General features: G+C 63.6%; 13 protein-coding genes, 1 tRNA gene and 1 pseudogene. 9 read left to right on the top strand and 6 right to left on the bottom strand.

Annotated features, from left to right (window positions below):
* Positions 1-71 precede the first annotated feature (71 nt).
* Positions 72-3,074: a cation-translocating P-type ATPase gene (locus Tam10B_RS08465; RefSeq protein WP_093960814.1), complete on the bottom strand. Its 3,003-nt coding sequence runs from the start codon at positions 3,072-3,074 to the stop codon at positions 72-74.
* 468 nt (positions 3,075-3,542) lie between these two features.
* Here Tam10B_RS08465 and Tam10B_RS08460 point away from each other — a divergent pair, with 468 nt between their 5' ends.
* The 3 genes from Tam10B_RS08460 (at position 3,543) to rlmB (ending at position 7,401) form a co-directional block, all read left to right on the top strand.
* Complete coding sequence (locus Tam10B_RS08460; protein WP_093960813.1) at positions 3,543-5,420, top strand: oleate hydratase; 1,878 nt, start codon at positions 3,543-3,545, stop codon at positions 5,418-5,420.
* 41 nt (positions 5,421-5,461) lie between these two features.
* Positions 5,462-6,307, top strand: coding sequence for an SDR family NAD(P)-dependent oxidoreductase (locus Tam10B_RS08455; protein ID WP_093960812.1), 846 nt, complete (start codon positions 5,462-5,464; stop codon positions 6,305-6,307).
* Positions 6,308-6,402: 95 nt separating this feature from the next.
* Positions 6,403-7,401, top strand: a complete 999-nt coding sequence (rlmB, locus tag Tam10B_RS08450; RefSeq protein ID WP_093960811.1) for a 23S rRNA (guanosine(2251)-2'-O)-methyltransferase RlmB — start codon at positions 6,403-6,405, stop codon at positions 7,399-7,401.
* A gap of 199 nt (positions 7,402-7,600) precedes the next feature.
* On the opposite strand, the gene Tam10B_RS08445 is transcribed toward rlmB, so the two are convergent.
* Together Tam10B_RS08445 and Tam10B_RS08440 are read right to left on the bottom strand one after the other, a co-directional pair.
* A complete protein-coding gene (locus Tam10B_RS08445) occupies positions 7,601-9,016 on the bottom strand; it encodes a DUF4032 domain-containing protein (RefSeq protein WP_093960810.1) in 1,416 nt (471 codons plus the stop codon).
* 371 nt (positions 9,017-9,387) lie between these two features.
* Positions 9,388-10,518, bottom strand: a complete 1,131-nt coding sequence (locus Tam10B_RS08440) for an ABC transporter ATP-binding protein (RefSeq protein ID WP_093960809.1) — start codon at positions 10,516-10,518, stop codon at positions 9,388-9,390.
* Between the two features lie 510 nt (positions 10,519-11,028).
* On the opposite strand from Tam10B_RS08440, the gene Tam10B_RS08435 reads away from it, so the two are divergent.
* Complete coding sequence (locus Tam10B_RS08435) at positions 11,029-11,439, top strand: cupin domain-containing protein (protein ID WP_093960808.1); 411 nt, start codon at positions 11,029-11,031, stop codon at positions 11,437-11,439.
* Positions 11,440-11,482: 43 nt separating this feature from the next.
* A complete protein-coding gene (locus Tam10B_RS08430; RefSeq protein WP_093960807.1) occupies positions 11,483-12,247 on the top strand; it encodes a carboxymuconolactone decarboxylase family protein in 765 nt (254 codons plus the stop codon).
* Between the two features lie 128 nt (positions 12,248-12,375).
* Here Tam10B_RS08430 and fucP read toward each other — a convergent pair whose 3' ends face one another.
* The 3 genes from fucP to Tam10B_RS08415 all read right to left on the bottom strand — a co-directional run bounded on the left by fucP (position 12,376) and on the right by Tam10B_RS08415 (position 15,996).
* Positions 12,376-13,779, bottom strand: a complete 1,404-nt coding sequence (fucP, locus tag Tam10B_RS08425) for an L-fucose:H+ symporter permease (RefSeq protein WP_093960806.1) — start codon at positions 13,777-13,779, stop codon at positions 12,376-12,378.
* A 413-nt stretch (positions 13,780-14,192) separates the two neighbouring features.
* A complete protein-coding gene (locus Tam10B_RS08420; RefSeq protein ID WP_093960805.1) occupies positions 14,193-14,582 on the bottom strand; it encodes a VOC family protein in 390 nt (129 codons plus the stop codon).
* A gap of 256 nt (positions 14,583-14,838) precedes the next feature.
* Positions 14,839-15,996 carry a glycosyltransferase family 2 protein gene (locus Tam10B_RS08415; protein ID WP_198947565.1) on the bottom strand — a complete coding sequence of 386 codons (1,158 nt, stop codon included), beginning with the start codon at positions 15,994-15,996 and terminating at the stop codon, positions 14,839-14,841.
* A 412-nt stretch (positions 15,997-16,408) separates the two neighbouring features.
* Between Tam10B_RS08415 and Tam10B_RS13570 the strand changes: the two are divergent.
* The 4 genes and pseudogenes from Tam10B_RS13570 to Tam10B_RS08395 form a co-directional block, all read left to right on the top strand.
* A pseudogene (locus tag Tam10B_RS13570) lies at positions 16,409-17,530 on the top strand (serine/threonine-protein kinase); the annotation flags it as partial.
* A 2,187-nt stretch (positions 17,531-19,717) separates the two neighbouring features.
* Entirely contained in the window at positions 19,718-20,665 is a 948-nt protein-coding gene (locus tag Tam10B_RS08405; protein ID WP_093960803.1) for a DsbA family protein, read from the top strand.
* Between the two features lie 77 nt (positions 20,666-20,742).
* Positions 20,743-20,819: transfer RNA gene (locus tag Tam10B_RS08400), tRNA-Thr, on the top strand.
* Between the two features lie 1,041 nt (positions 20,820-21,860).
* Complete coding sequence (locus tag Tam10B_RS08395) at positions 21,861-23,474, top strand: aggregation-promoting factor C-terminal-like domain-containing protein (protein ID WP_093960802.1); 1,614 nt, start codon at positions 21,861-21,863, stop codon at positions 23,472-23,474.
* Positions 23,475-23,479: the final 5 nt, after the last annotated feature.

Below are 23,479 nucleotides of genomic sequence, written 5' to 3'. Positions count from 1 at the left end.
GGCAGCGTATCGACCGAAGGTCGATTCCATATACACCGTGACAGCACGCCGCCGAACGGCACGTCACCCGCCTACTTCCGTGCCTTATCCACCGTGCGCAGCACGAGCTTGTAGAGTTCGCTGCCCACGAGCACGAACGCGGCGAGGCCCAGGCATTCGGCCCACTGGTGAGGGTCGAGCGGCGTGGTGCCGAACGCCACGTTCAGGAACGGCACGTAGATCACCAGCAGCTGCAGCGCGATCGACAGCGCGATTGCGCCCCACAGCCACTTGTTGGCGAACATGCCACGGAACGCGGTCTGGTCGGCGCTGCGGGCGGCGAGCGCGTTGAACAGCTGCGCGAACACGAGGATGGTGAAGCCCATGGTGCGGGCCATGACGATCTGCTCGTCGTGCGTCACGTTCATCGCGGAGTCGTCGGTCAGCAGACCGCCGGGCAGATACAGGTCCATGCCGATCAGCGTGACTGCGGCCATGAGCAGCCCCACGACGATCACGTCGGTCCACATGCGCGCGTCGATCACACGGTCGGTGAGCTTGCGTGGCTTGCGGTTCATCACGTTGTCGGTGGACGGGTCGACGCCCATGGCCATGGCGGGCGCAGCGTCGGTGAGCAGGTTGATCCACAGCAGCTGCGTGGCGAGCAGCGGCACGGTCACGCTGTTGGCGCCGGGCTCGCTGATGCCAAGGAATCCGGCGAGCAGCACGCCGCCGAACACGGTGAGCACCTCGCCCATGTTGGAGCTGAGCAGGTAGCGCAGGAACTTACGGATGTTGTCGAAGATGGACCGGCCCTCACGCACGGCGGCCACGATGGTGCCGAAGTTGTCGTCCGTCAGGATCATCTTGGCGGATTCCTTCGTGACTTCGGTACCGGTGATGCCCATGGCCACGCCGATGTCGGCGGATTTGACGGCGGGGGCGTCGTTCACGCCGTCGCCGGTCATGGCCACGATCTCGCCCTGCGCCTGCAGGGCGTCGACGATGCGCATCTTGTGTTCGGGGGCCACGCGCGCGTAGACGGACACGTTGCGTACGGCGTCGGCGAATTCGGTGTCGGTCAGCTGGTCGAGCTGGTCGCCGGTGAGCGCCTGCGGATATGTGTGACCGGCAGAGTCGGTGCCGTCGGGACTCTCGTCGCTCTGCGCGATGATGCCCAGATCGGTGGCGATGCGCGCCGCGGTGAGCGGATGATCGCCGGTGATCATGACGGTACGGATACCGGCGCCATGCGCCTCGGCCACGGCGTCGCGCACTTCGGTGCGCGGCGGGTCGATGATGCCGACCATGCCTGTCCAGATCATGTCGCGTTCGATCACGTCGGGCTGATCGGCCACGTCCCTGGCAAGCGTGCCGTCGTCGTTGCGTTCCAGTCCGTCGATGTCGTCGATGCGCGCGGCGTTCAGCGGACGGTACGCCTGGCCGAGCGTGCGGTAGGCGTTGCGGGAGAGGCGTTCCACGTCGGCGAGGATGCGTGCGCGGTCAGCGTCGGTGAGGGCGCGGATGGCGCCGTTCTCCTCGATGCGCGTGCAGTAGCCGAGCAGCACGTCGGGCGCACCCTTGGCGTAGGCGGTGAGGGCGGGTGCCTCGGCAGGATCATCGTGAGCAGAGTCGGTGGCGGCTTGCCCAATCACGGTCATGCGCTTGCGGTCGGACGTGAACGGAATCTCCGCCACGCGCGTGAACCGCTCGGCATCGGTTACGCCGATCTTGCGGGCGCCCACGATCAGTGAGACCTCGGTCGGGTCGCCCACGATCGTGCCGTCGTCGTTGAGCTTGCCGTCGTTGGCAATCGCGCCGACTGACAGCACACGCTGCGCCTCGCGCAGTCGCGGGTCGTCGTCGGGGAGCGGCCTGCCGTCAAGGTCGGTCGCGCTGCCGTCGGTGGAGTATCCGGTGCCGGTGAGCGCGATCTCGCCGGACGGGGTGATCACCCGCTGCACGGTCATTTCGTTGCGGGTGAGCGTGCCGGTCTTGTCGGAGCAGATCACGGACGCGGATCCGAGCGTTTCCACCGACGAGAGCTTCTTGACGATGGCATGGTGCCTGGCCATGCGCTGCACGCCGAGTGCAAGCACCACGGTGAGGATGGCGGCCAGGCCCTCCGGCACGGCGGCCACGGCGAGCGAAACGGCGAGCAGCAGGGAGTCGATCACGTCCTGCGTGGAGTTGAAGCCGTACACCACGGCCAGCAGTACGAGCACGAGCGCGGCGATCACGCAGACGGCCAGGCCGAGCACCTTGGAGACGAACGTGATCTCCTTCTGCAGTGGCGTGGGGTCTTCTTTTTGGTCGGACAGCATGCGCGCGATCTTGCCCACCTGGGTGCGCATGCCGGTGGCGGTAACGATGAGCCGGCCGGTGCCCTGCGTGACGGACGTGCCGTTGAATGCCATATTGGCACGGTCGCCGAGCGCCTTGGCTCCGGCAAGCGTGGCTGGGTTCTTGGTGACGGGCACGGATTCGCCGGTCAGCGACGCTTCGGCCACGTGCAGCGCGGCCGTGGCGGTGAGACGTCCGTCGGCGGCCACGGTGTCGCCTTCGGCGAGCAGCACGATGTCGCCGGGCACCACCTCCGAGGTCGGAACGGATACGGGCTGTCCATCACGCAGCACGGTGGCGTGGGCGGCGGCCATGCGGCTCAATGCGGCGACGGCCTGTTCGGCCTTGGCCTCCTGCGCGTAGCCGAGCACGGCGTTGAGCACCAGGATCAGCACGATCACGATGCAGTCGAACGGCAGAGCCTCGGCCTCGGCCGGGTTGGCGGAACGTTCGATGAACCATGCGATCAGCGAGATCACCGTAGCGGCGAGCAGCAGATAAACGAGCGGGTCCTTGAACTGGGCGAGGAACTTCTTCCACTTCGGTGTGGGCGAGGCACCGGCGAGCTCGTTCGGACCGAATTCCTGCAGTCGGCGTGCGGCCTCGGCTGCGGTCAGGCCGTGATCGACGTCGGTATTGAGCGCTTCGGCCACTGTCGCGGCGTCGAGCAGTGATGGGTCGTCGAGCGTCGGCGACGTCGTCGCGATGGGCTGATCCGGACGATCGGTCCGGTTTGGGGCGGGATCCTTCATAACGCACCTCGTGGTTCCGCCGCAGAGTAGTCAGTCCCCCTTCGGGATCGAGACCCCGAATCCTTGACATTCCAAGGTTTCCAGTCGAAACCTCCGCGGAACTGTGCGGATATGTCGAGTCGTCGGACAACGACTCGTTTCCAGTCATTGTACCGATGGTCGTCCGTACAATCCACCAACAAAACCCTACAATTTGTCGCACTGCATCACCCAAAATCACATGGAACGTAACATGAGCGCGCCGACAACCCGCCGGGAACTGTTTATTGAACACGTGTTGATTTAGCGCGATACTAGCAATCACGGCGTCAACAATGGCGCTGACGCCGGCCAACTCCAAGGGCTGCGGATCGCCGCCGACCCCGCTCATCGGCCCGTCGATCCGCAGCGTCGATCCCGGCAATGCCGCGCCACCCGCCGTAGCATGGAATAAGCCGCATCGTCGCGGCCCGACCCAAGGAGGGGAACATGTATTACTCAAGCGGAAACTACGAAGCCTTCGCCCGCCCGAAGAAGCCGGAAGGCGTGGACGGCAAGTCCGCATACATCATCGGCACCGGACTGGCCGCACTGAGCGCCGCCTGCTATCTGGTCCGCGACGCGCAGATGCCCGGCGAGCACATCCACATCCTCGAGAAGGATCCCGTGCCGGGCGGCGCCTGCGACGGTCTGGAGATCCCCGGACTCGGCTACGTGATGCGCGGCGGACGTGAAATGGACAACCACTTCGAGGTCATGTGGGATCTGTTCCGTTCCATCCCAAGCATCGAGACCGAAGGCGTCTCCGTGCTCGACGAATACTACTGGCTCAACAAGGACGACCCGAACTACTCGCTGTGCCGCGCCACCAAGGAACTCGGCAAGGACGCCGGCACGCAGGGCAAGTTCGGATTGTCCGACAAGGCCGCGCAGCAGATCATGAAGCTGTTCTTCACGCCCGACGAGGACCTGTACGACAAGCCCATCACCGACTTCTTCGACGACGAGGTGCTGAACTCCAACTTCTGGATGTACTGGCGCACCATGTTCGCGTTCGAGAACTGGCATTCCGCGCTGGAGATGAAGCTGTACATCAAGCGCTACATCCACCACATCGGCGGCCTGCCCGACTTCTCCGCGCTGCGCTTCACGCGCTACAACCAGTACGAGTCGATGATCCTGCCGATGGTGAAGTACCTCGAAGGCCACGGCGTGCAGTTCCACTACAACACCAAAGTGGAGAACGTGGAGTTCGCGATCGGCGGCGGAGACGGGCCGAAGCGCGAGCGCACCGGCGTGGGGCAGGACACGATCCAGAAGATTCAGGCCACGTCCGGCATGTTCCCACGCAATCCGTACAGCACGCCCACCAAGAAGATCGCCGTGCGCATCGACGTCAACGAGGACGGCAGCGAGCGCTCGATCGATCTGACCGAGAACGATCTGGTGTTCATCACCAACGGCGGCTGCGTGGAGAACTCCACCATGGGCTCCCAGCACTCCCCCGCGGCGTGGAATCCGGAGATTCGTCCCGGCGGCGGCTGGGACATGTGGCGGCGCATCGCCGCGCAGGATGCGAGCTTCGGACACCCTGACACGTTCTGCTCCGACCCGCAGGCAACCAAGTGGATGAGCGCCACCGTGACCACGCTCGACGGCGAGATCCCGCCGTACATCAAGCGCATCTGCAAGCGCGACCCGTTCAGCGGGCGCGTGGTGACCGGCGGCATCGTGACCGTGACCGACTCCAACTGGCTGATGAGCTGGACCCTGAACCGTCAGCAGCAGTTCCGCAACCAGCCCAAGGACCAGCTGTGCGTGTGGGTGTACGGTCTGTTCCCCGACAAGCCGGGCAACTACATCAAGAAGCCGATGACCGAGTGCACGGGCGAGGAGATCTGCGCCGAGTGGCTCTACCATATGGGCGTGCCCGCGGAGAGGATCGATGCGCTGGCGAAGAGCCATGCGAACACCGTGCCGGTGATGATGCCGTACATCACCGCGTTCTTCATGCCGCGTGCGGCCGGCGACCGCCCGGATGTGGTGCCCGACGGCGCCGTGAACTTCGCGTTCCTCGGCCAGTTCGCGGAGACGCCGCGCGACACGATCTTCACCACCGAGTATTCGATGCGCACCGGCATGGAGGCCGTGTACACGCTGCTCGACGTGGATCGCGGTGTGCCCGAGGTGTGGGGCAGCGTGTACGACGTGCGCAATCTGCTCAACTCCACGGTGAAGCTGCGCGACGGCCAGCCGATCACCACGATGAAGCTCAACTTCGTGGAGAAGGCCGTGCTCGGCAAGGTACTCAAGAAGCTCGAGGGCACCGACATCGCCAAGCTGCTGCACGAGTACGGCGTGGTGTGAGCGCGGAATCTTTAGGTCAACGACGACAGAAAGGAAATATCATGGCAAATTTCGACGATCGGTATCCGCTCGACAAGTGGCGTGACGCCGACCATTCCGTGATGAAGGAGTTCTCCCTCGCCGGCAAGAAGGGCTTCGTCACCGGCGCGGCCGGCGGCATCGGACGCAGCGCGGCGGCGGCGTGGGCCGAGGCCGGCGCTGACGTGGCGTTGGTCGATCTGCCTGCCAAACTCGAACAGCTGGAATCGCTTGCCGCGGAGATGTCCGGCAAGTACGGCGTGAACGTGGTCGCGCTCGGCTGCGACGTGTCCGATCCGAACAGCGTGGCGGAGCTGAAGACCGCGCTGGTCGATCGGCTCGGCACGGTCGATATCGCGTTCCTCAACGCCGGGATCTGCCTGATGGGAGACTCGATCGACATCCCGTTCGACAAGTGGCAAAAGACGTTGGACATCAACCTGTCCGGCGCGTTCATGACCGGTCAGATCGCCCATCAGATCATGCGCGAGCATGGCCACGGCGGGTCGTTGATCTTCACGTCGTCCACGGCCGGCCACACGGTGCTCAACATGGGCGGCTCCCCCGCGCCGAACATGAGCTACAGCGTGACCAAGGCGGGCGTGACGCGGTACACGCAGTATCTGGCGGCCGCGCTCGCGCCGTACGGCATCCGGTCGAACGCGATCACGCCCGGCTACATCTGGTCCGGCATCTTCGGCGACTCGGTGACCGAGGAGGGGCATGATGCGATGCTGCAGATGGTGCCCGAACGCCGGTTCGCGCGCAACGACGAGCTGCAGGGGCTGCTGGTGTTCCTCGCGTCCGACGCGTCGTCGTACGTGACCGGAACCGACACCCCCATCGACGGCGGTCTGCTCGTGTACTGATCGCATGAGGGGTTCCGCGGCATCGGGCGCTTCGACGCGCTGCGTGCGTTCCACGCATTCCATGCCGCGGAACCCCTTGTGGGACAATGGAATCTATGGCTATGAAGAAAGGACCGACCAAGGGGTCGGGTGGAAAGCATCGTAACAAGCTGCGCGGGCACGGACCTACGCCCAAGGCCGAGGACCGCGTGTATCACAAGGCATATCGTGCCAAGAAGGCGGCCGAGCGCCGTCAGATGGCCGATCCGCGACTGGCCGCCAAGCGCCGCGTCGCCAAGTTCACGTCGGATTCCGATGATCTGGTGATCGGCCGCAACGCGGTCGTGGAGGCGCTGCGCGTAGGCGTGCCCGCCAAGGAACTGTACCTGGCCGCGCGCATCGAGCACGACGACCGCACGCGCGAGATCGTGCAGCTGGCCACGCGTCAGGGCCTGCACCTGCTCGAGGCGGATCGTCTGGAGATGGACCGCATCGCCCGCTCGTCGAACCATCAGGGCGTGGTGCTCAAGGTGCAGCCGTACCAGTATTCCTCGCTGCAGGAGCTCGTGGACCGCGCCGACCGCAAGGCCCGTGCCATGGAGGCCGCCGGCCCCGAGGCGCAGATCAAGGCCCGCCCGCTGTTCATCGCGCTCGACGGCGTGACCGATCCGCAGAACCTGGGCGCCGTGATCCGTTCCGCCGCCGCGTTCGGCGCGAACGGCGTGATCCTGCCGGAGCGACGCTCCGCTTCCGTGACCGCCGCTGCGTGGAAGGTGTCGGCCGGCGCGGCCGCGCATCTGCCGGTGGCCCGCGTGGTGAACCTGACCAAGGCGATCGAAAGTCTCAAGGAGCGCGGCTACTACGTCGTGGGTCTTGACGGCGGCGGCGACGCGCTTGTGGGCGAGACCAACTTCGAGACCGATCCGCTCGTGGTGGTACTCGGCTCCGAAGGCAAGGGTCTGAGCCGTCTGGTGCGCGAATCCTGCGATTCGATCGCCGGCATTCCGATCAGCTCCATGGTAGAGTCGCTCAACGCCTCCGTGGCCGCGGGCATCAGCCTCTACGCCGTGGCCCGCGCCCGCCGCGAAGCCGCCGAGGCCGCTGCGAAGAAGTAGGTCGCATGCCTTCCCCTTGAGGGGAAGCTGGCAGCCGTCAGGCTGACTGATGAGGTGCCAGTGGCCATACGCCACAACAACCAGGAGTCGGTCTACGACCGACTCCAATTTTTTTGGCCTACGGCCATCGTCACCTCATCAGTCGACTGCGTCGACAGCTTCCCCTCAAGGGGAAGCAAACGCGTCTAGTGCGATGGGATCAGCTGGCCCAGACGGCGGCGTCGGGATCGTAGTCCGGGTTGTAGTCGCTGCCGTAGCCGTCGTCGCCGTACGAAGCCTCGTCATCGACCACACCGGCGTCGGCGTCCGCGTTGATCGCGTCCATCACCTTGGCATCGAGCTTGTACTGCGGTAGCACGGTGTCGATGTAGCTGTTCACGGCCTCGGCCATCGGCACGTCGTGGCCCACCTTCTCCGCCAGATACCAGCGGTGCGTGAGCACTTCGTGGAAGAACTGCGCCGGCTCGATCTGGGAACGGTACTCGGCCGGGATCATGCGCACGGTCGGCTCGAACACCTCGCGCATCCAGTCGGTGGCCACGATCTCCAGATCCTCGCCCTGCCGCCACGTGGACGTACGGTAGGCGTCCAGATCGTTGAGCAGTCGACGCGCCTGGTTCTCCTGCACGTCGAGGCCGGTGAGGCGCAGCAGCTTGCGCGACGCGTAGCCGGCGTCCACCACACGCGGACGCACGCGCACGCGATTGCCGTCCTCGGACGTGTTCATCTCCAGCTCGTCCACGTCGAAGCCGAGCTCGTTGAGCTTGTTGACGCGCTTCTCGATCTTCCACATCTCGTCGGGGCTGAAGCTCTCCACGTCGGTGAGCGCGCTCCACAGCGAATGGTAGCGGTCGACCAGACGGTTGCCCACCTCGACCTCGTCCACGTCGTCGGGCAGCAGCTTGCCGGAGCTCAGATCCATGAGCTCGCCGATGATGTTCGTGCGGGCCAGGTCGATGTCGTACTCGCGCTGTCCCTCGGTCAGCTGCGGGTAGAGCTCGCCGGTCTCGGCGTCCACGAGCACGGCGGCGAAGCAGTCGGCGTCGCGCAGGAACAGCACGTTCGACAGCGACACATCGCCCCAGTAGAAGCCGATCAGGTGCAGGCGCACCAGCAGCACGGCCAGCGCGTCGATCAGACGGTCGGCGGTGTCCTCGCGCAGGTTGCGGGCGAACAGCGCACGGTACGGCAGCGAGAACTTGAGATGCTCGGTCACGAGCATGGCCTCGAGCGGCTTGCCGTCGCGGTCGTGGCGACCGGTCACCACGGCGATCGGCTTGACCGACGGCACGTCGATCTTCTCGAGCTGGCGCAGCAGCTCGTACTCGCGCTGGGCCACGGACTGTGTGATCTCCTTCATGGCGTACACGTCGTTGCCCACGCGCACGAAGCGCACCACGTGGCGGGAGATGCCTCGCGGCAGGTTGGCGAGCAGGTCGTCGGGCCACTGGGAGAGCGGCTTGTGCCACGGCAGGGTGAACATCTTCGGGTTGGAGCTTGCGGCGGTGATCTTCAGCGCCTTGGGCTGCGCGGCCTTCCGTCCGGGGACGCCTTCATCCGCGGACTTCACGGAAGTCGCCTGTACGAGTCTGGGGTCAAATTCCACGTTTTCCATAGTCACCAACTTACTGTGAGGGGCGCCCGACATGAGGCGTTCCCCATGGGATGGTTCATGATCGAATTCTGTGGGGTTTTGGGAGTTTTTGTAGGAGGGGAAATGGGCGCATGAGGGGTCTCGGCTGAAGCCGGTTCACAAATCGAAGATACCGTCGCTCGTCCCAATGAATCATTGGGCTCCTCATCGGCATCTTCGATTTGTGAACCGCCTACGCGCGAACCCCATGAGAAAAAGGGAAGCCCCGCAACCAGCACTGGCTGCGGGGCTACACTGCAAAACGAGATGAGACAGAGAGGAAGAGAGGGGAACTCACCTCGTTTTATCGGCGGGAATGGAATCCCACAAACCTTCTCGCCGACGTTTGTTTATTAGTTGAGGCGCAGCTCCGTGCTCGGGGCGAACAGGTGCATCTTGGTCGGATCGATCTTGATGCGCACGGTGGAGCCCACCTTCGGGAGCTTGCGCGGGTTGACGCGCACGGTGGTCATCTTGTTCTGGTCGCCCATCACGGAACCGGCCTGCTCGGCGGCGGAGCCGTCGGTCACGATGGTGCCGTAGATGTAGCCGTCGGAACCGAGGTCCTCGACGTTGGCCACGTGCAGCTGGAATGCGTTCTTGTCCTCGGAGGTAGCGAGGTCGGCGTCCTCCGGACGGAAGCCGACGACGATCTGGCCCTTGTCCTCCGGGGTCAGCTTGGCGACCACGTCAGCCGGCAGCTCAACGGTGTCGTCGCCGATCTGGGCGTGGCCGTTGACGACCGGGTGCGTGTTGATGTTCATGGACGGGGAGCCGATGAAGCCTGCGACGAACACGTTGGCCGGGCGATCGTACAGCTCGGTCGGGGCGCCGACCTGCTGCAGGATGCCGAGCTTGATGACGGCGATGCGGTCGCCCATCGTCAGAGCCTCGGTCTGATCGTGGGTCACGTACAGGGTGGTGACGCCGAGCTGGCGCTGCAGGGCGGCGATCTGCGTACGGGTCTGCACACGGAGCTTGGCGTCGAGGTTCGACAGCGGCTCATCCATGAGGAAGACCTTCGGCTTACGGACGATTGCACGACCCATGGCCACACGCTGACGCTGACCACCGGACAGCGCCTTCGGCTTGCGGTCGAGGAACTCGGTGAGGTCGAGGATCTTGGCGGCCTCTTCCACGCGCTTGCGGATCTCGTCCTTGGGGGTGCCGGCGATCTTCAGGGCGAAGCCCATGTTGTCGGCGACGGTCATGTGCGGGTACAGAGCGTAGTTCTGGAAGACCATGGCGATGTCACGGTCCTTCGGCTGCATGTTGGTGACGTCCTTATCACCGATGAGGATGCGGCCCTTGTTGACCTCCTCGAGGCCGGCCAGCATGCGCAGGGTCGTGGACTTACCGCAACCGGAAGGGCCAACGAGCACAAGGAACTCACCGTCCTTGATGTTGAGGTTCAGATTGTCCACCGAGGGCTTATCGTTGCCCGGGTAGATACGGGTGACATGGTCAAATACCACTTCTGCCATGGTAATCAGTTTCCTTTCAGAGGCAGGTACGTGCCTCACGATCCGTTGTAAAAGGGGTTGTTCATTGGGTATTCAGTTATCACCGTTTTTGGATTCACGTGTCCTGCATGCCCCTGCATCCCTGCATTGGGTTTGCCGGTCGGTTGCACCTCAAACTGCATTGTTGGCGGTTGCGGAAATCACTCTCCGATGAGCCAAGATTCAATATACACCACGAAACGCTAGGCAACGTACCATCTTCGCAATATCCGATAGTTGTTAGCGCGCTCATGACGACTGCGACGCTGCACAAACGTTTGCATTCGACAAACGCTTCGCGTGTCGCAGATCACATGCCATGCAAACGACGGGCATACGACATGCGTGAAACGTATGGGAGGGCATGCTTGATTCGCAATTGTAATGACATGGAAACGGGCCTAGTGTGAAAGTCGATCGGCCGGCCATGCCATACGATCGCCGGCCACCGAATCGTCAGTCATTCGTCAGCCATCGAGGAAAGGACCGATCATGGCAATCGAGAATCCCAGCGTCTTCCCGCTCGGCGAGCCGAACACCGGCTACGCGCAGTACTTCGTCGGCCAGAGCTACCTGGCGCCGCTGGTCGGCGGCCCGGACAAGGAGGTGAGCGTCGCCAATGTGACGTTCGAGCCCGGCTGCCGCAACAACTGGCATATTCATCACGGCGTCTGCCAGATCCTGATTGCCGTGGGCGGTCGCGGATACTACCAGGAATGGGGCAAGGAGCCGCAGGAGCTCAACCCCGGCGACGTGGTGTACGTGGCGCCCGGCACCAAGCACTGGCATGGCGCGGCGCCCGACTCGGCGTTCTCGCACATCGCGATCATGAACACGGCCGAGGGCGCGTCCAACGAATGGCTCGAGCCCGTGGACGCCGACGACTACAACGCCCTCGCCTAAGCCCCCCTACTGCATACCCCACTCCCCTCTTACAAGGAGCATCATGGACATCACGCCCGCGGCGGAGGAATACCACCGCCACTTCTTCCCCAACACCGAACTGCTGCGCGAGGACGACCCGGATCTCGCGCAGATCATCGAGAACTTCGCGTTCGACGAGGTGCCGAACGAGCCGGGCGTCAATGATCTGGACGACCGCACCCGTTACATGGCCATCCTCGCCACCCTGCTCGGCGCGCAGTGCCTCACCGAGTTCCGCGGCATCGTGCCGGCCGCGCTCACCGCCGGCGTCACGCCCGTCGAGGCCAAGGAGATCACGTATCAGGCGGTGGCGTATCTGGGCATCGCCCGCGTCTACCCGTTCCTCGCCGCACTCAACGACGTGCTGCGCGAGCGCGGCGTGAAACTGCCGCTGGAATCGCAGTCCACCACCACCGCGGAGGATCGCCGAGAAAAGGGCACTCAGGCGCAGGTCGACATCTTCGGCGACGGCATGAAGGACTTCTATAAGTCCGGCCCGGCGGAGAAGCGACACATCAACCGCTGGCTGGCGGCCAACTGCTTCGGTGACTACTACACGCGCACCGGATTGGATCTCAAGCAGCGTGAGATGATCACGTTCTGCTTCATCGCGGCGCAGGGCGGATGCGAGCCGCAGCTGACCGCGCACGCGGCGGCGAACATCCGGCTGGGCAACGACCGTGCGTTCCTGATTTCGGTGGTGTCGCAGTGCCTGCCGTACATCGGATACCCGCGTTCGCTTAACGCTCTGCGATGCGTTGACAACGCCGCGCAGAGCGCCGCGTGACCGACACCACAACCGAATACGACGATCGCCGCGGACTCCCGAGATGATTCGGGGGTTCGCGGCGATCGTCGTATTTAGGGGGTCTCCCCTCAGTCAGCTTCGCTCAGTGAGGGGAAACGGAGAACCGCTCAGGCTTCCTCCTCGGAGGCCATTTCCTTGAGCTGGGCCGGGGTGTACTTGTCGCGCTTGAACTCGCTGAGGAAGTACAGGCCCACGATGGCGAGCTCGATGGCCGGCAGGATGAAGGAGAACTGCATGGTGGTGGCGTCGGACAGGGCGCCCTGGAAGGTCGGGAGCACGGCGCCGCCGACCAGAGCCATCACGATGATGGCGCCGGCGGTCTCGGTGTGACGACGATCCTCGACGGTCTTCAGGGTGCGGGAGTAGATGGTCGGCCAGCCCGGTCCGAGGAACAGGCTCACGGCCACGGCAAACCACACGGCGGTCATGCCGGGCAGGAACGCGGTGCCAAGCAGCACGATCGCGCCGACGATCATGAAGGCGGCGAGCACGCGGGTCTCACGGAACTTGGACAGCAGGTAGCTGGCGAGCAGACGGCCGACGAAGAACACGATGTAGCTGACGATCATGAAGTTCGCGGCGTCACGGTCGGTCATGGAGGAGCCGCCCTGGTTCAGCGCCAGACGAATGGTGAAGGACCAGATGCCGGTCTGGGCGCCGATGTAGATGAACTGGGTACCGATGCCCTTCCAGAAGCGGCCGTTGTGGAACAGGTAGTTCATGGTCTCACCGAGGGTGGCCTTGGCGACGCCGCCTTCCTTGGTGGCAGGACGGCACTTCGGGAACTTGGTGAGGGCGAACAGGATGATCAGCACGGCGAGCACGATGAGCAGGTACTTGTACGGCTCCAGCGTACGGCTGAGCTGCTCGGCGCCGTAGGCCTTGGCGGCCTCGGGGGTCATCTTGGCCATCTCGGCGTGCAGGTTGGAGTCCTGGAACACGAGGTACTTGCCGAGCAGGATGCCGGTGATCAGACCGAGGGCGTTCATGGTCTGGGCGACGTTGAGTCGCACGGTGCCGAGGCGCTTCGGGCCCATCAGGGTGGCGTAGGTATCGGCGGAGGTCTCAAGGAAGCTCAGACCGATGGCCTCGACGAAGATGGCGAACAGGAACACCTCGTAGGTGACCAGTCGGGACGCCGGGAAGAAGATGAAGCAGCCGACGGCGAAGAACGACAGGCCGGCGATGATGCCCAGCTTGTAGCTGGTCTTCTTGATGAACAGCGAGGCCGGGATGGCGATCAGGAAGTAGCCGCCGTAGAACGCGCTCTGCACGAACGCGGTGGCGAGATCGCTCAGCGAGAACACGGCCTTGAACTGCGTGATCAGGATGTCGTTGAGGCTGGAGGCGATGGCCCAGATGGCGAACAGCACGGAGGTCATCGCGAACTGCAGTACGGGGGTGCGATCGAGGTAGCCGTTGGAGAACTCGATCCACGGGGTCTTCTTGCCGCCGTTTTCGGCGACCTGACCGGCCTCGGCGCCGGTCTTGGTTTCGGTTGCTTGTGCCATGATTCCTTCTTCTGGAAAACCGTGTGCAACCGTTGCGTACATACATGGGGGCGGAAAGATCGCCCGGCGGCCGGCGGGACATGCCGCCGGCACGGCTTCGTTGGTCTTGGCCCCTGCAAACACAGGCGGTTACACGGATGGATAATCGACGAGTCCGCGTCGCTTCCGTACGACATGTCACGACATCCTTGGCGTGCCGTACGCGGATGCATGCGTCGCATCCGCGGTACCGCCGTGCCGGTTGCAGTGATCGGACCCGTTGGATTCGCCGTAACCCGCCGAAGCTAAGGCCAACGAAGGAAAAGGGGATTCAGTTATGTATTCGGTTATGCGTATTGAGTTATGGATGTCGATTGGTGATCGGTTCCGCTCGACGGTGAAGTGTTGAGGATTTGCGAGTGCCGCGCCGGACCTTACAGGACCTGGCAGTACTCGATGGTCTCGTGGTTGGGGCCGAGCACGTTGAAGTAGCGGATGCCGTTCTCGTGGAAGGTGTCGATGTGCTGAACGGAACCCTCGACCAGGTTGAGGCCCAGCTCCACGGCCTGTTCGAACGCCTTGTCGATGTCGGTGACGTCGAGGGCGAAGTGGTTGATCGCACCGGTGACACCGGCCGGCTCGGCCATGGTCCACACCTCGAGGGTGAGGTTATTCAGGTGCAGGAAGGTGCAGCGGTCGTCACCGTTCGGGTAGATGCCCTCGCATTCGAAACCCAGCTTCTCATAGTAGGCGATGGTGCCTTCGAGATCGTTGGTGGGGATGCCGACATGTCCGACGCCGGTCACGTAGTCGCGGATGCTCATTTGCATAGCTCCTTTGCCATTAAGCATGTTGTGTTTGCGGGATTAACTATACGTTAATGCCGTTAATCAATCAACTCGGGAAACCCTTTGAGAGCGTGCACATTACCGACCGGTAACCACACCTGTCTTCGTCAATCGTTGCACGAGTTGGGTTAGATCGATCTAACAAAAAATTTCAAAATTTGCCGGATCCCATGCCGCGCAACGCCTCCATCGGCGTGTCGCGGCAGGTTTCCGGCACTCCCCTACCCAGCGACTACTCGATTGCGGTGTCCTTGATTTGACGGGCGATCCTCGCCTCCTCACGGGCGTCCTCATGTGCCTCGCGAGCCTCGCGGATCGAACCGCGCCAGCTGGCGCTGATCCTGCGCCACTCCTCGCGCATCTCCTTGAAGTTGTCGGCGAACCCATCCGCCACGTCGTCGGCCAACTCGGCGGCGGCACCCGGCTTCACCACGGCGCGCAGCATGTCGATCAGCTTGCGCGTGGACTCCGGCACCTCCTCGCCCGCGTCGGCAACGTCGTGCTCCAGCCCCTCGATGCGCCGGCGAAGCCGGTCGGCCTCCTCCGGATCCACACCCAGACGCGCGCCCAGGGACTGACGGATCGTCTCGTAGTCCAGATTCGCGAAGAACGTCAGCTGCTGCAGCTTCATGAACGTCTTCAGCTCCGGATAGCGAGAGACGATGTACTCCTCACGATCGTCGGCCGCCTTGGACCAGTCGATCGACAACTGCGGCGTCCAACTGCCCATGATCGACCCACCGCGCAGACGATAGTGGTACAGCACCTCCGGAATGCGCACGATCAGCGTGGCCTCGCCGATCACATTGCAGATGCGTGCCAGGTCCTCAATCTTGCGCCCTACGGGGAACGAGAAATCATGGTCCTTGTAGATGTTCGCCGTGGCCATGAACGACCAGAAATACCCGTCGATCTCCGCCTTCACCTGCGCTTTGATCGCCTCCTGCGGCGTAAGCACCATGATCTCGTCGAAATCGTTGTGCTTGTAATCGGAGAGCAGCGGCTTGTCATTCTCGGAGATCGTGTCGAACTTGAACATGACCAGATCGGCCTCGTACTCACGCATGGTATCCAGCGCGCGCTCCACCAGATTCGGCTCCACGGTGTCGTCGGAGTCGACGAAGTAGATGCAGTCGCCCGTTGCCTGCGCCAGTCCGGCGTTACGCGCGTCGGACAGACCGCCGTTGGGCTTGTGGATTACGCGGATGCGACCGTCACGAGCCGCCCATTCGTCGCACATCCGCGGGCACGCGTCGGGCGAGCCGTCGTCGACGAGAATGATCTCCAGATTCCGATACGTCTGGTTCACGATGCCGCTCACGCATTCGTCGAGATAGCGCTCGACCTTATATATGGGCACGATCACCGACACGAGCGGCCGCCCCCCCAGCCTTGCGGACACGAGCGGCGCCGGCTCCTGCAGATTCAGGCCCTTTGAGGCCTTTGCCTTCCCCATCTTCGTGTTTCTGAGCTCCGGCACCATCAGCTTCGGCATCGACAGCTTCAGTTCCCGCGGCTTGCCCGACATCAGCCGCCTGACCCTGCGCGCCCCCTCGTCGCCCGCGTCTCCTTCGCCGCCACTTGTCGCAGTCGCAATACCATCCCGGCTCATAACATCCTCCACACGTTCTGGTTCGTTATCAGTGTAAGTGGCGAACGCTGGATTCGGTAGGAACAGGGCCGGTTCCGACACGGACGGCATGCGGACGACACCCGGGCAACGCCGCGTGCGCAACCGCTTCCGCGCATGAACTGTAACCGTTTCGCGCCCATCGAACCGGTCGTAGGGCACGGGTGTCACAATGGGGCGCATGAGTGATTTGACTGCGCTGAATCTGGCACCGGGGAACCTTGTGGGGGGCTATACCCTCATCTCGCGTCTTGGGGGCGGTGCCATGGGTTCGGTGTGGCGGGTCAAGGACGACGGCGGCAACATCTACGCCATGAAGATCCTGCGCGATTCGTTGAACGACGACGGCGACGAAAGCACCGAAGGCTTTCAGCAGGGCGGCGAGGACACGGCGGGCATGGCGCGCGAACGACTGCGCCGAGAGGCCGCCGCGCTGCGCCGCGTGAATCATCCCGGCGTATGCCAGATCGTCGATATGGAGTTGGACGACTCGCTGGCGTTCATCGTCACCGAACTCATCGAGGGCAAGAACCTGCGTGAGGACGTGCTGGCGAACGGCAAGTACGTGGCCGGCGATCTGGAACGACTCACACGCAAGCTGATCGACGCGGTGACCGCTGTGCACAGGGCGGGCATCATCCACCGCGACATCAAGCCGACAAACGTGATGGTGTCACGTACCGGCCCGGTGCTGGTGGACTTCGGCATCGCCATGGGCGAGGGCGAAAGTCATGTGACGCGCACCGGTCTGGTGATGGGTACGCCGGGATTCATCGCCCCGGAGATCATCGACGGCGCGGAATCCGACGAGACGACCGACTGGTGGAGCACGGCCGCGGTGCTCGCGTTCGCCGCCACCGGCCAGCCCGTGTTCGGTTCCAAGCCGATGATGGCGGTGTTGGAACGCGCGGCCGCGGGCAATGCGAACCTCGCCGGACTGCCGCCGCGTACGACGGCCGCATTCCGCAGCGCGCTGAGCCCTCGCCGCGAGGACCGCTGCACGCCGATGGAACTGCTGCAGACCATCGAGCAGGAGGCCATGGTCCCGGAACTGTGGACGGGCTTGGAGTCCAATGCGGCAGGCTCCGCCGCCGCAACCGCAACCGCAACCGAACCGGCGACCGCACTGCCCGGCAAACCGATGCTCAGCGGTGCGATGCCGACCGCCATGCCGCCGTCGATCTCGCCGCAGACCGGGAGCGCCGGCGAGGAACCGTCCGAAAACCGCGAGACGAACGAGGGCGGCGAAACCGGGGTGGTGCGCCCTTTTGGAAAAAGCTCTTCAGATAATCCGCGCTCGCTGTGGAAGGAGCTCGACGAACGCCGTGCCGCACTGACGCAGGTGATCGGCGTGGGCTCGCTGTCCACAAACAACACGTCGATGGAGGCCGGCGAAACCGAGTCGATCTCGCCAATGCGATTCGGCGACCCGGGCAACACCGACGACGCCGACAACATCGACGACGTTGACGACGGCTTCGGCACCGACGACGAGTGGAACACCGACAAGCCGTCCATCGTGCTTGCCGGGCAGACCCGCGTGGTGCCGGTCGATCGCGCGCCGTCCGACAGTCCGGCGTTCCAGCCGGCCGATCCGCCGCTGCCGCAGTCCGCCGCGGATGAGCTCGAATCGCCGCAGCCTGCGTCCGCCTCCTCGACGTCAGCGGACTCCGCGGATGCCGATGACCCGTTCCACACGGCGCCGAAACCGCCGGTCGCACCTGCACCGCAAGCACCACCGGCCACCCCGCGAACGGTGTCGTCGTCGGCAGCCGCCGCAACACATGCCGCAGAAGTGCCGCCCACGGCGGCCACCACGACCATGCCGGCGAGCTACCCCACACCCGTGCACTCATACGATCAGCTTGACTGGCTGAAGGACGATACCGGCGAATCGGCGGCCGTGCCCAAGTCGGCGAATCTGCTGCGCGATCTGCATACGCTTGGCGACGAACCGGCCGAATCGAACGACGAACGCGACGAACTGGATCACCTGTTCGACTCATTGCCGGTCACGCCCGGCGGCACTGAACCGGCCAAGCCGGCCGACGTCGCCGAAACGGCGGTACAGACGCCAATCCAGTCGGACGAGACACGATCGCTCTCCGCACCGGCCATTCGCCCCGTCGGCACGCAGCCGAACCTTGATCAGACGCGCATCATCGGACCGGATCCGACACTCGGCACCACCACGCTCGTGCAGGCCCCGACCATCGGAGAGCCTCCCGAAGAGCCGCCGATCACCGGGGTTCCAGACATGGACACCACGCTCGTATACGGGCAACCGCGTCAGGCGAGGTCGATCCAGAGCCAGGGATACCAACAGCCGGCGGAGTCGATTCAGCAGACTCGGACGTATCCGCAGGCCACGGCATACCCGCAACAGCAGCCCGCATACGGCACTGATCCGTATGAGGCTCAGTACGCCCAGCCGCAATACGGTCAGCCACAGTACGACCAGTACGGTCAGCCCATCGCGCCGCCGTACCCGCAGCAGCAGCCGTACGAACAGAACCAGCCGTATCCGCCACAGCCGCGCAGGAATCACGCCGACGCCATGCGTGACTGGTACATTCCGCGCGGACGCATGATCATGTGCCTGCTGGCCGCGCCGCTGTGCCTGTTCGCCGCGAGCACACCGGCGGCCGGACTCATGTCGGCGTCGTTCCTGCTGTGGGCGTTCACGGTGATGGGCCTGTCGCGCAATTCGCAGCTGGATCGCGAGGACAAGCGTGGCGGCCTACGCAAGGGAACCGACAGCGCGCTGATCATCGGATCCATGCCGTGGCATCTGATCAAGGGGCTGGCGCTCACCGTGGTGCCGGTACTGCTCATGCTGGCCCTGTTCGCCGCATTGACCGCGTTCCTCACCACGGCGTTGATGCTGCCGTCGGCCACCGGCGTACTGACGCTGTTCGGCAAGCCACTGCGGTTCCCGCTGCTGGCCGGCAGCTCGCTGTCGTCGTCGGGCTTCACGCTGATGGTGTGCATGGCGGCCGGATGGTTCACGGCGACACTCGGACCGTATTCACGGTTCGCAAGGCTCGGCGCCGGTACGCTGCGAGGCGATTTGGGGGCGCCATCGCCGTCGATTGACGCAAGTCTGGCCGGGCCGAGCGGGCCGGGATCGTTGCCGCCGGAAGAGCAGGAGCGACTGGAACAGTCGGCGCATCGGCGTGGCTGGACACTCACGTTGATCTGGCTGGTGCTGATCCTCGCCGGCGTGGCAATGCTGCTCGCCGGAGGCAGCATCGACTGGGCGCCGATCATTCTGGGCTGAGGGCACAGGGCCGGCGCCGGATCGGTCCCCCTCCGGCCCTGACAGCAAACCTAGCGAACCGTATACCCGCTCCATACGGCAGCCGTGGATCGTGGGCATCATCACCGTTTATTTACCCTCCGCTGTTATATTGAGGCTGCTACAACGAGCCGGCAGCATCGTGCCGGAACCATTGAAAACCAAGGGAGCACGAGGCGATCCATGGCCAACAAGACGAAACCCACCAACCGCAAGGCGCGTCAGGCCGCCGAAGCGGCAGCCGCCAAGGCACGTGAGGAACAGGCGGCGCGCGACCGCCGCAATCAGACCATCATCGGCGCGGTGGTGGTGGCCATCGTGGTGATCCTGGTGGCCGTGATCGGATTCAACGTGTGGAAGTCGCACAACCCCACGGCGAACGCCGACGACGTCAACGCCGCTTGGGCCAAGGTGGAGAAGGCCTCCCCCAAGCCGACGGACGCCACCGACAAGGGCGGTTTCATCCTGTCGAAGGACGGCGTGAACAAGCCCGTCGACGGCGTGCCCACCGTGGCCGTATATATGGACTACATGTGCCCGGGCTGCGGCAGCTTCGAGCGTTCGATGGGCGAGACCTTCACCCAGCTGGTGGATGCCGGCCAGATCAATCTGGAGATCCATCCCAACGGATTCATGGACCGCTACTCCACCGACGAATACTCCACACGCACGGCGAACGCCACGATCGAGCTGCTGGAGAACGACAACGACACCGACCACATCCTCAAGTTCATCAGCCTGATGTATGCGGAGGACTTCCAGCCGAGCGAGTCCGACTACCAGTCGGTGAGCGACAACGACATCAAGAAGCAGATGATCGCGGCCGGCGTGAGCGAGGACGTGGCGACCAAGGCCACCGACAAGGACTACGAGTACAAGAGCTGGGTCACTGCGATGGCCGAGTACACGCCGCTGCGCAGCGAACTGTGGAACACCGAAGGCTCGCTCAAGGGCCAGATGACCACGCCGACGGTCACGTTCAACGGCAAGTACTGGAACCGTCAGGGACTGGATTCCAGCGTGGATACGCGCACCGCGTTCCTCAAGGCGATCGGTCTCGACTCCGCTCAGGTGGGGCAGTCCGGCGCGGTTCCGGAGATCGGCGACAGCAAGGGCCCGCTCTACCCGTGAGCGTCTGCGACGTATCGCTAAATCCAGTTCATTCGTTATACTGAATCCTCGTCTGCCACGCGTCGCGTGGCAGACACGCCTCCTTAGCTCAGTTGGCCAGAGCAGCCGCCTTGTAAGCGGCAGGTCGTCAGTTCGAACCTGACAGGAGGCTCCAATACCCCCGTTATGAACGGTTCGCCGGCGGTTCACCGGCCGACGTTCTCCATCGATCATCGATAATCTTTAACACTCCTTTGCGGTCGTCGGCGATCATGCATGGTCGGAATCGCACGCGATAATCCCGCAATCATCATGTACGAACTACGTACGAGCCGCATGTGAACCCGAACATCCACCCCATGCCGAGCCGACGCCGAAACCCCTGTCTCCCCTACTGTCCGCAAGGAGAACACGCCGTAGGTGTTTCCATATAAAGAGTGATATGGTTTACACGTTGAAGGTTTACGATGCCTGTAACCGAACGGGGATTTAAGACTTACCGCGAGTAAGAACTCAGGAGCTTCCCCCATCAAAAACAGCTTCTGAGACATGGGACGGAGCATCCCCCAACCCGCTCCGTCCGTTGAGAGGGGCCGGAATCATCCCCCTTCTAAGCCGGCCCCTCTCCTTTTTCTTTTATCATTCGTCGACTTTTCTATTCCCCTGTTCCCCATCCTGTCATTTCTGTCATCCCGGTCGGCCACCTCATCCGTCGGCTGGCGCCGACACCTTCCCCTCGAGGGGAAGGATTATTAGAAAAACCTGCCTTCCCCTTGCCTCGGAAGGCCTTTTTCGTATCTGGGGGGGGGAGGATTATTAGGAAAACCTGCCTTCCCCTTGAGGGGAAGGTGGCAGCCGAAGGCTGACGGATGAGGTGATCAACCAACCACCGAACCGTCGCTTTAGATCTATCAAAACTGATATCCGGGTATATCCAGACCAAGGTCTTGGGTCTATCGGGACTGATATCTGGGTATAACCGGTCGAATATTTCTGGGTCAAACCGGCCCATATAGGCGGATCTGGGTATACCCGCATCATGAACCACACCAATCGGGGGTCCTCATGATGCGGATATACCCAGATCCGTCTTGAGAGACCGACAATCAACTCTGAAATTGTGCGGATTCGGCGCTGGCGGGCTACGAAACACGGGCTGTCAAGGTTGGCACCATACAATGAGGGTTGGTTTTCAATAGTTCTTCAGGAGGATTTGATGGCACGTAGGTGGACTCCGCAACGTTTTCAGGCGCGTCGCCGTATTCGTGTGGCAGCTTGTGCCGCAGCGGTGACCGTGGCGTGCATGGCAAGCTTCCTGGTTGGCACGCACAAGACCGTCGCGCTTGAAGTGAACGGCAAGACCGAGACCGTGCAGACGTATGCGATGAGCGTCGACCGTCTGCTGCAGGAGCAGGGCGTGGATGTGAAGACCCACGACATCGTCACGTCGTCGAGCGGCAACGCGTTGGCCAATCATGCGGTGGTGAAGGTGCAGAGCGCGTATCAGGCCACCATCACCATCGAGGGCAAGGACGTGCCGTTCTGGACGATCGCCACGAGCGCCGACCAGCTGCTCGGATTCTTCCAGGACAACGAGAACGCGGCCAGCCAGGTCACGGTGAACATTCAGAACGTGTATAACCAGCTGACGGGCGGATTCGTGATCAACGCCAACGGTCCGGTGACCGTGGTGGCCGACGGCCAGTCCAGCGAGGCGCCGAACGGCAAGCTGCCGGCCGCGTCGATCCTCGATTCCAAGGGCATCGTGCTCGGCAAGGAGGATCGCGTGAGCGTGGAGAAGAACGGCGATCAGACCGTGCTCCGCGTCAAGCGCGTCACCCACGGCGAGACCACCAAGACCGTGGAGATCCCGTTCGTCACGCAGACGATCGTGGACGATACGCTGCAGCCCGGCGAGACCGTGGTGCGTCAGCAGGGGCAGAACGGCGAGAAGACGCAGACCTACAACACCACGTTCGTGGACGGTCAGGCCGAATCCGCGGTGCTGCTCAAGGAGACGACCACCAAGGAGGCCGTCAACCAGGTGGTGGCCGTGGGCCCGGAGAAGACCGAGGAGACGCCGAGCGACAACTCGAGCAGCGACTCGAACTCCAACGACTCCAACAAGTCGGACAACAAGTCGGATTCCGACAAGACCGACTCCAAGTCGGACAGCTCCGACAAGAACTCGTCCGATTCCAGCTCGTCCAAGCCGAGCAGCAAGCCCAGCTCGTCGTCGTCCTCGTCGGCGTCGTCGAAGCCGAGCGAGTCGGCGTCGTCCAAGCCGTCGAGCTCCCCGAGCCAGTCGGAGACCAGCAAGCCGGCGGAGACCCCCACACCCACGCAGAAGCCGACCCAGAACACGAACAACAATTCGTCGAACAATTCGGGCAGCTCCAGCAACAACTCGAGCTCCTCCAACTCCGGCTCGTCCAACTCGAGCAGCAACAGCTCCAGCAACAACTCGAGCTCGAACTCCGGCAGCTCCTCCAGCTCCGGCAGCACGAGCGGCCTGTGGCACGCCTCCCCGTCCGCAGCGCAGACCTACGCCCGCGGCGCCGTGGCGCAGTACGGCTGGGGCGGCACCAACTTCGACTCTCTGGTGAAGCTGTGGAACAAGGAGTCCGGCTGGAGCTGGAGCGCGGAGAACAAGTCCTCCGGCGCGTACGGCATCCCGCAGTCGCTGCCCGGCAGCAAGATGGCCACGTTCGGCGCCAACTGGAAGGACGACGCCGCCATCCAGATCAACTGGGGCCTGAGCTACATCTCCGGCCGCTACGGCAACCCCGACACCGCCTGGGCACACTCGCAGAAGACCGGCTGGTACTAAAGAGC

The sequence above is a fragment of the Bifidobacterium vansinderenii genome (assembly GCF_002234915.1).
GTDB classification, from domain to species: Bacteria; Actinomycetota; Actinomycetes; order Actinomycetales; family Bifidobacteriaceae; genus Galliscardovia; species Galliscardovia vansinderenii.
The sequence above is the reverse complement of the archived record's forward strand: the minus strand, read 5'-3'. Positions and strand labels throughout refer to the sequence as shown.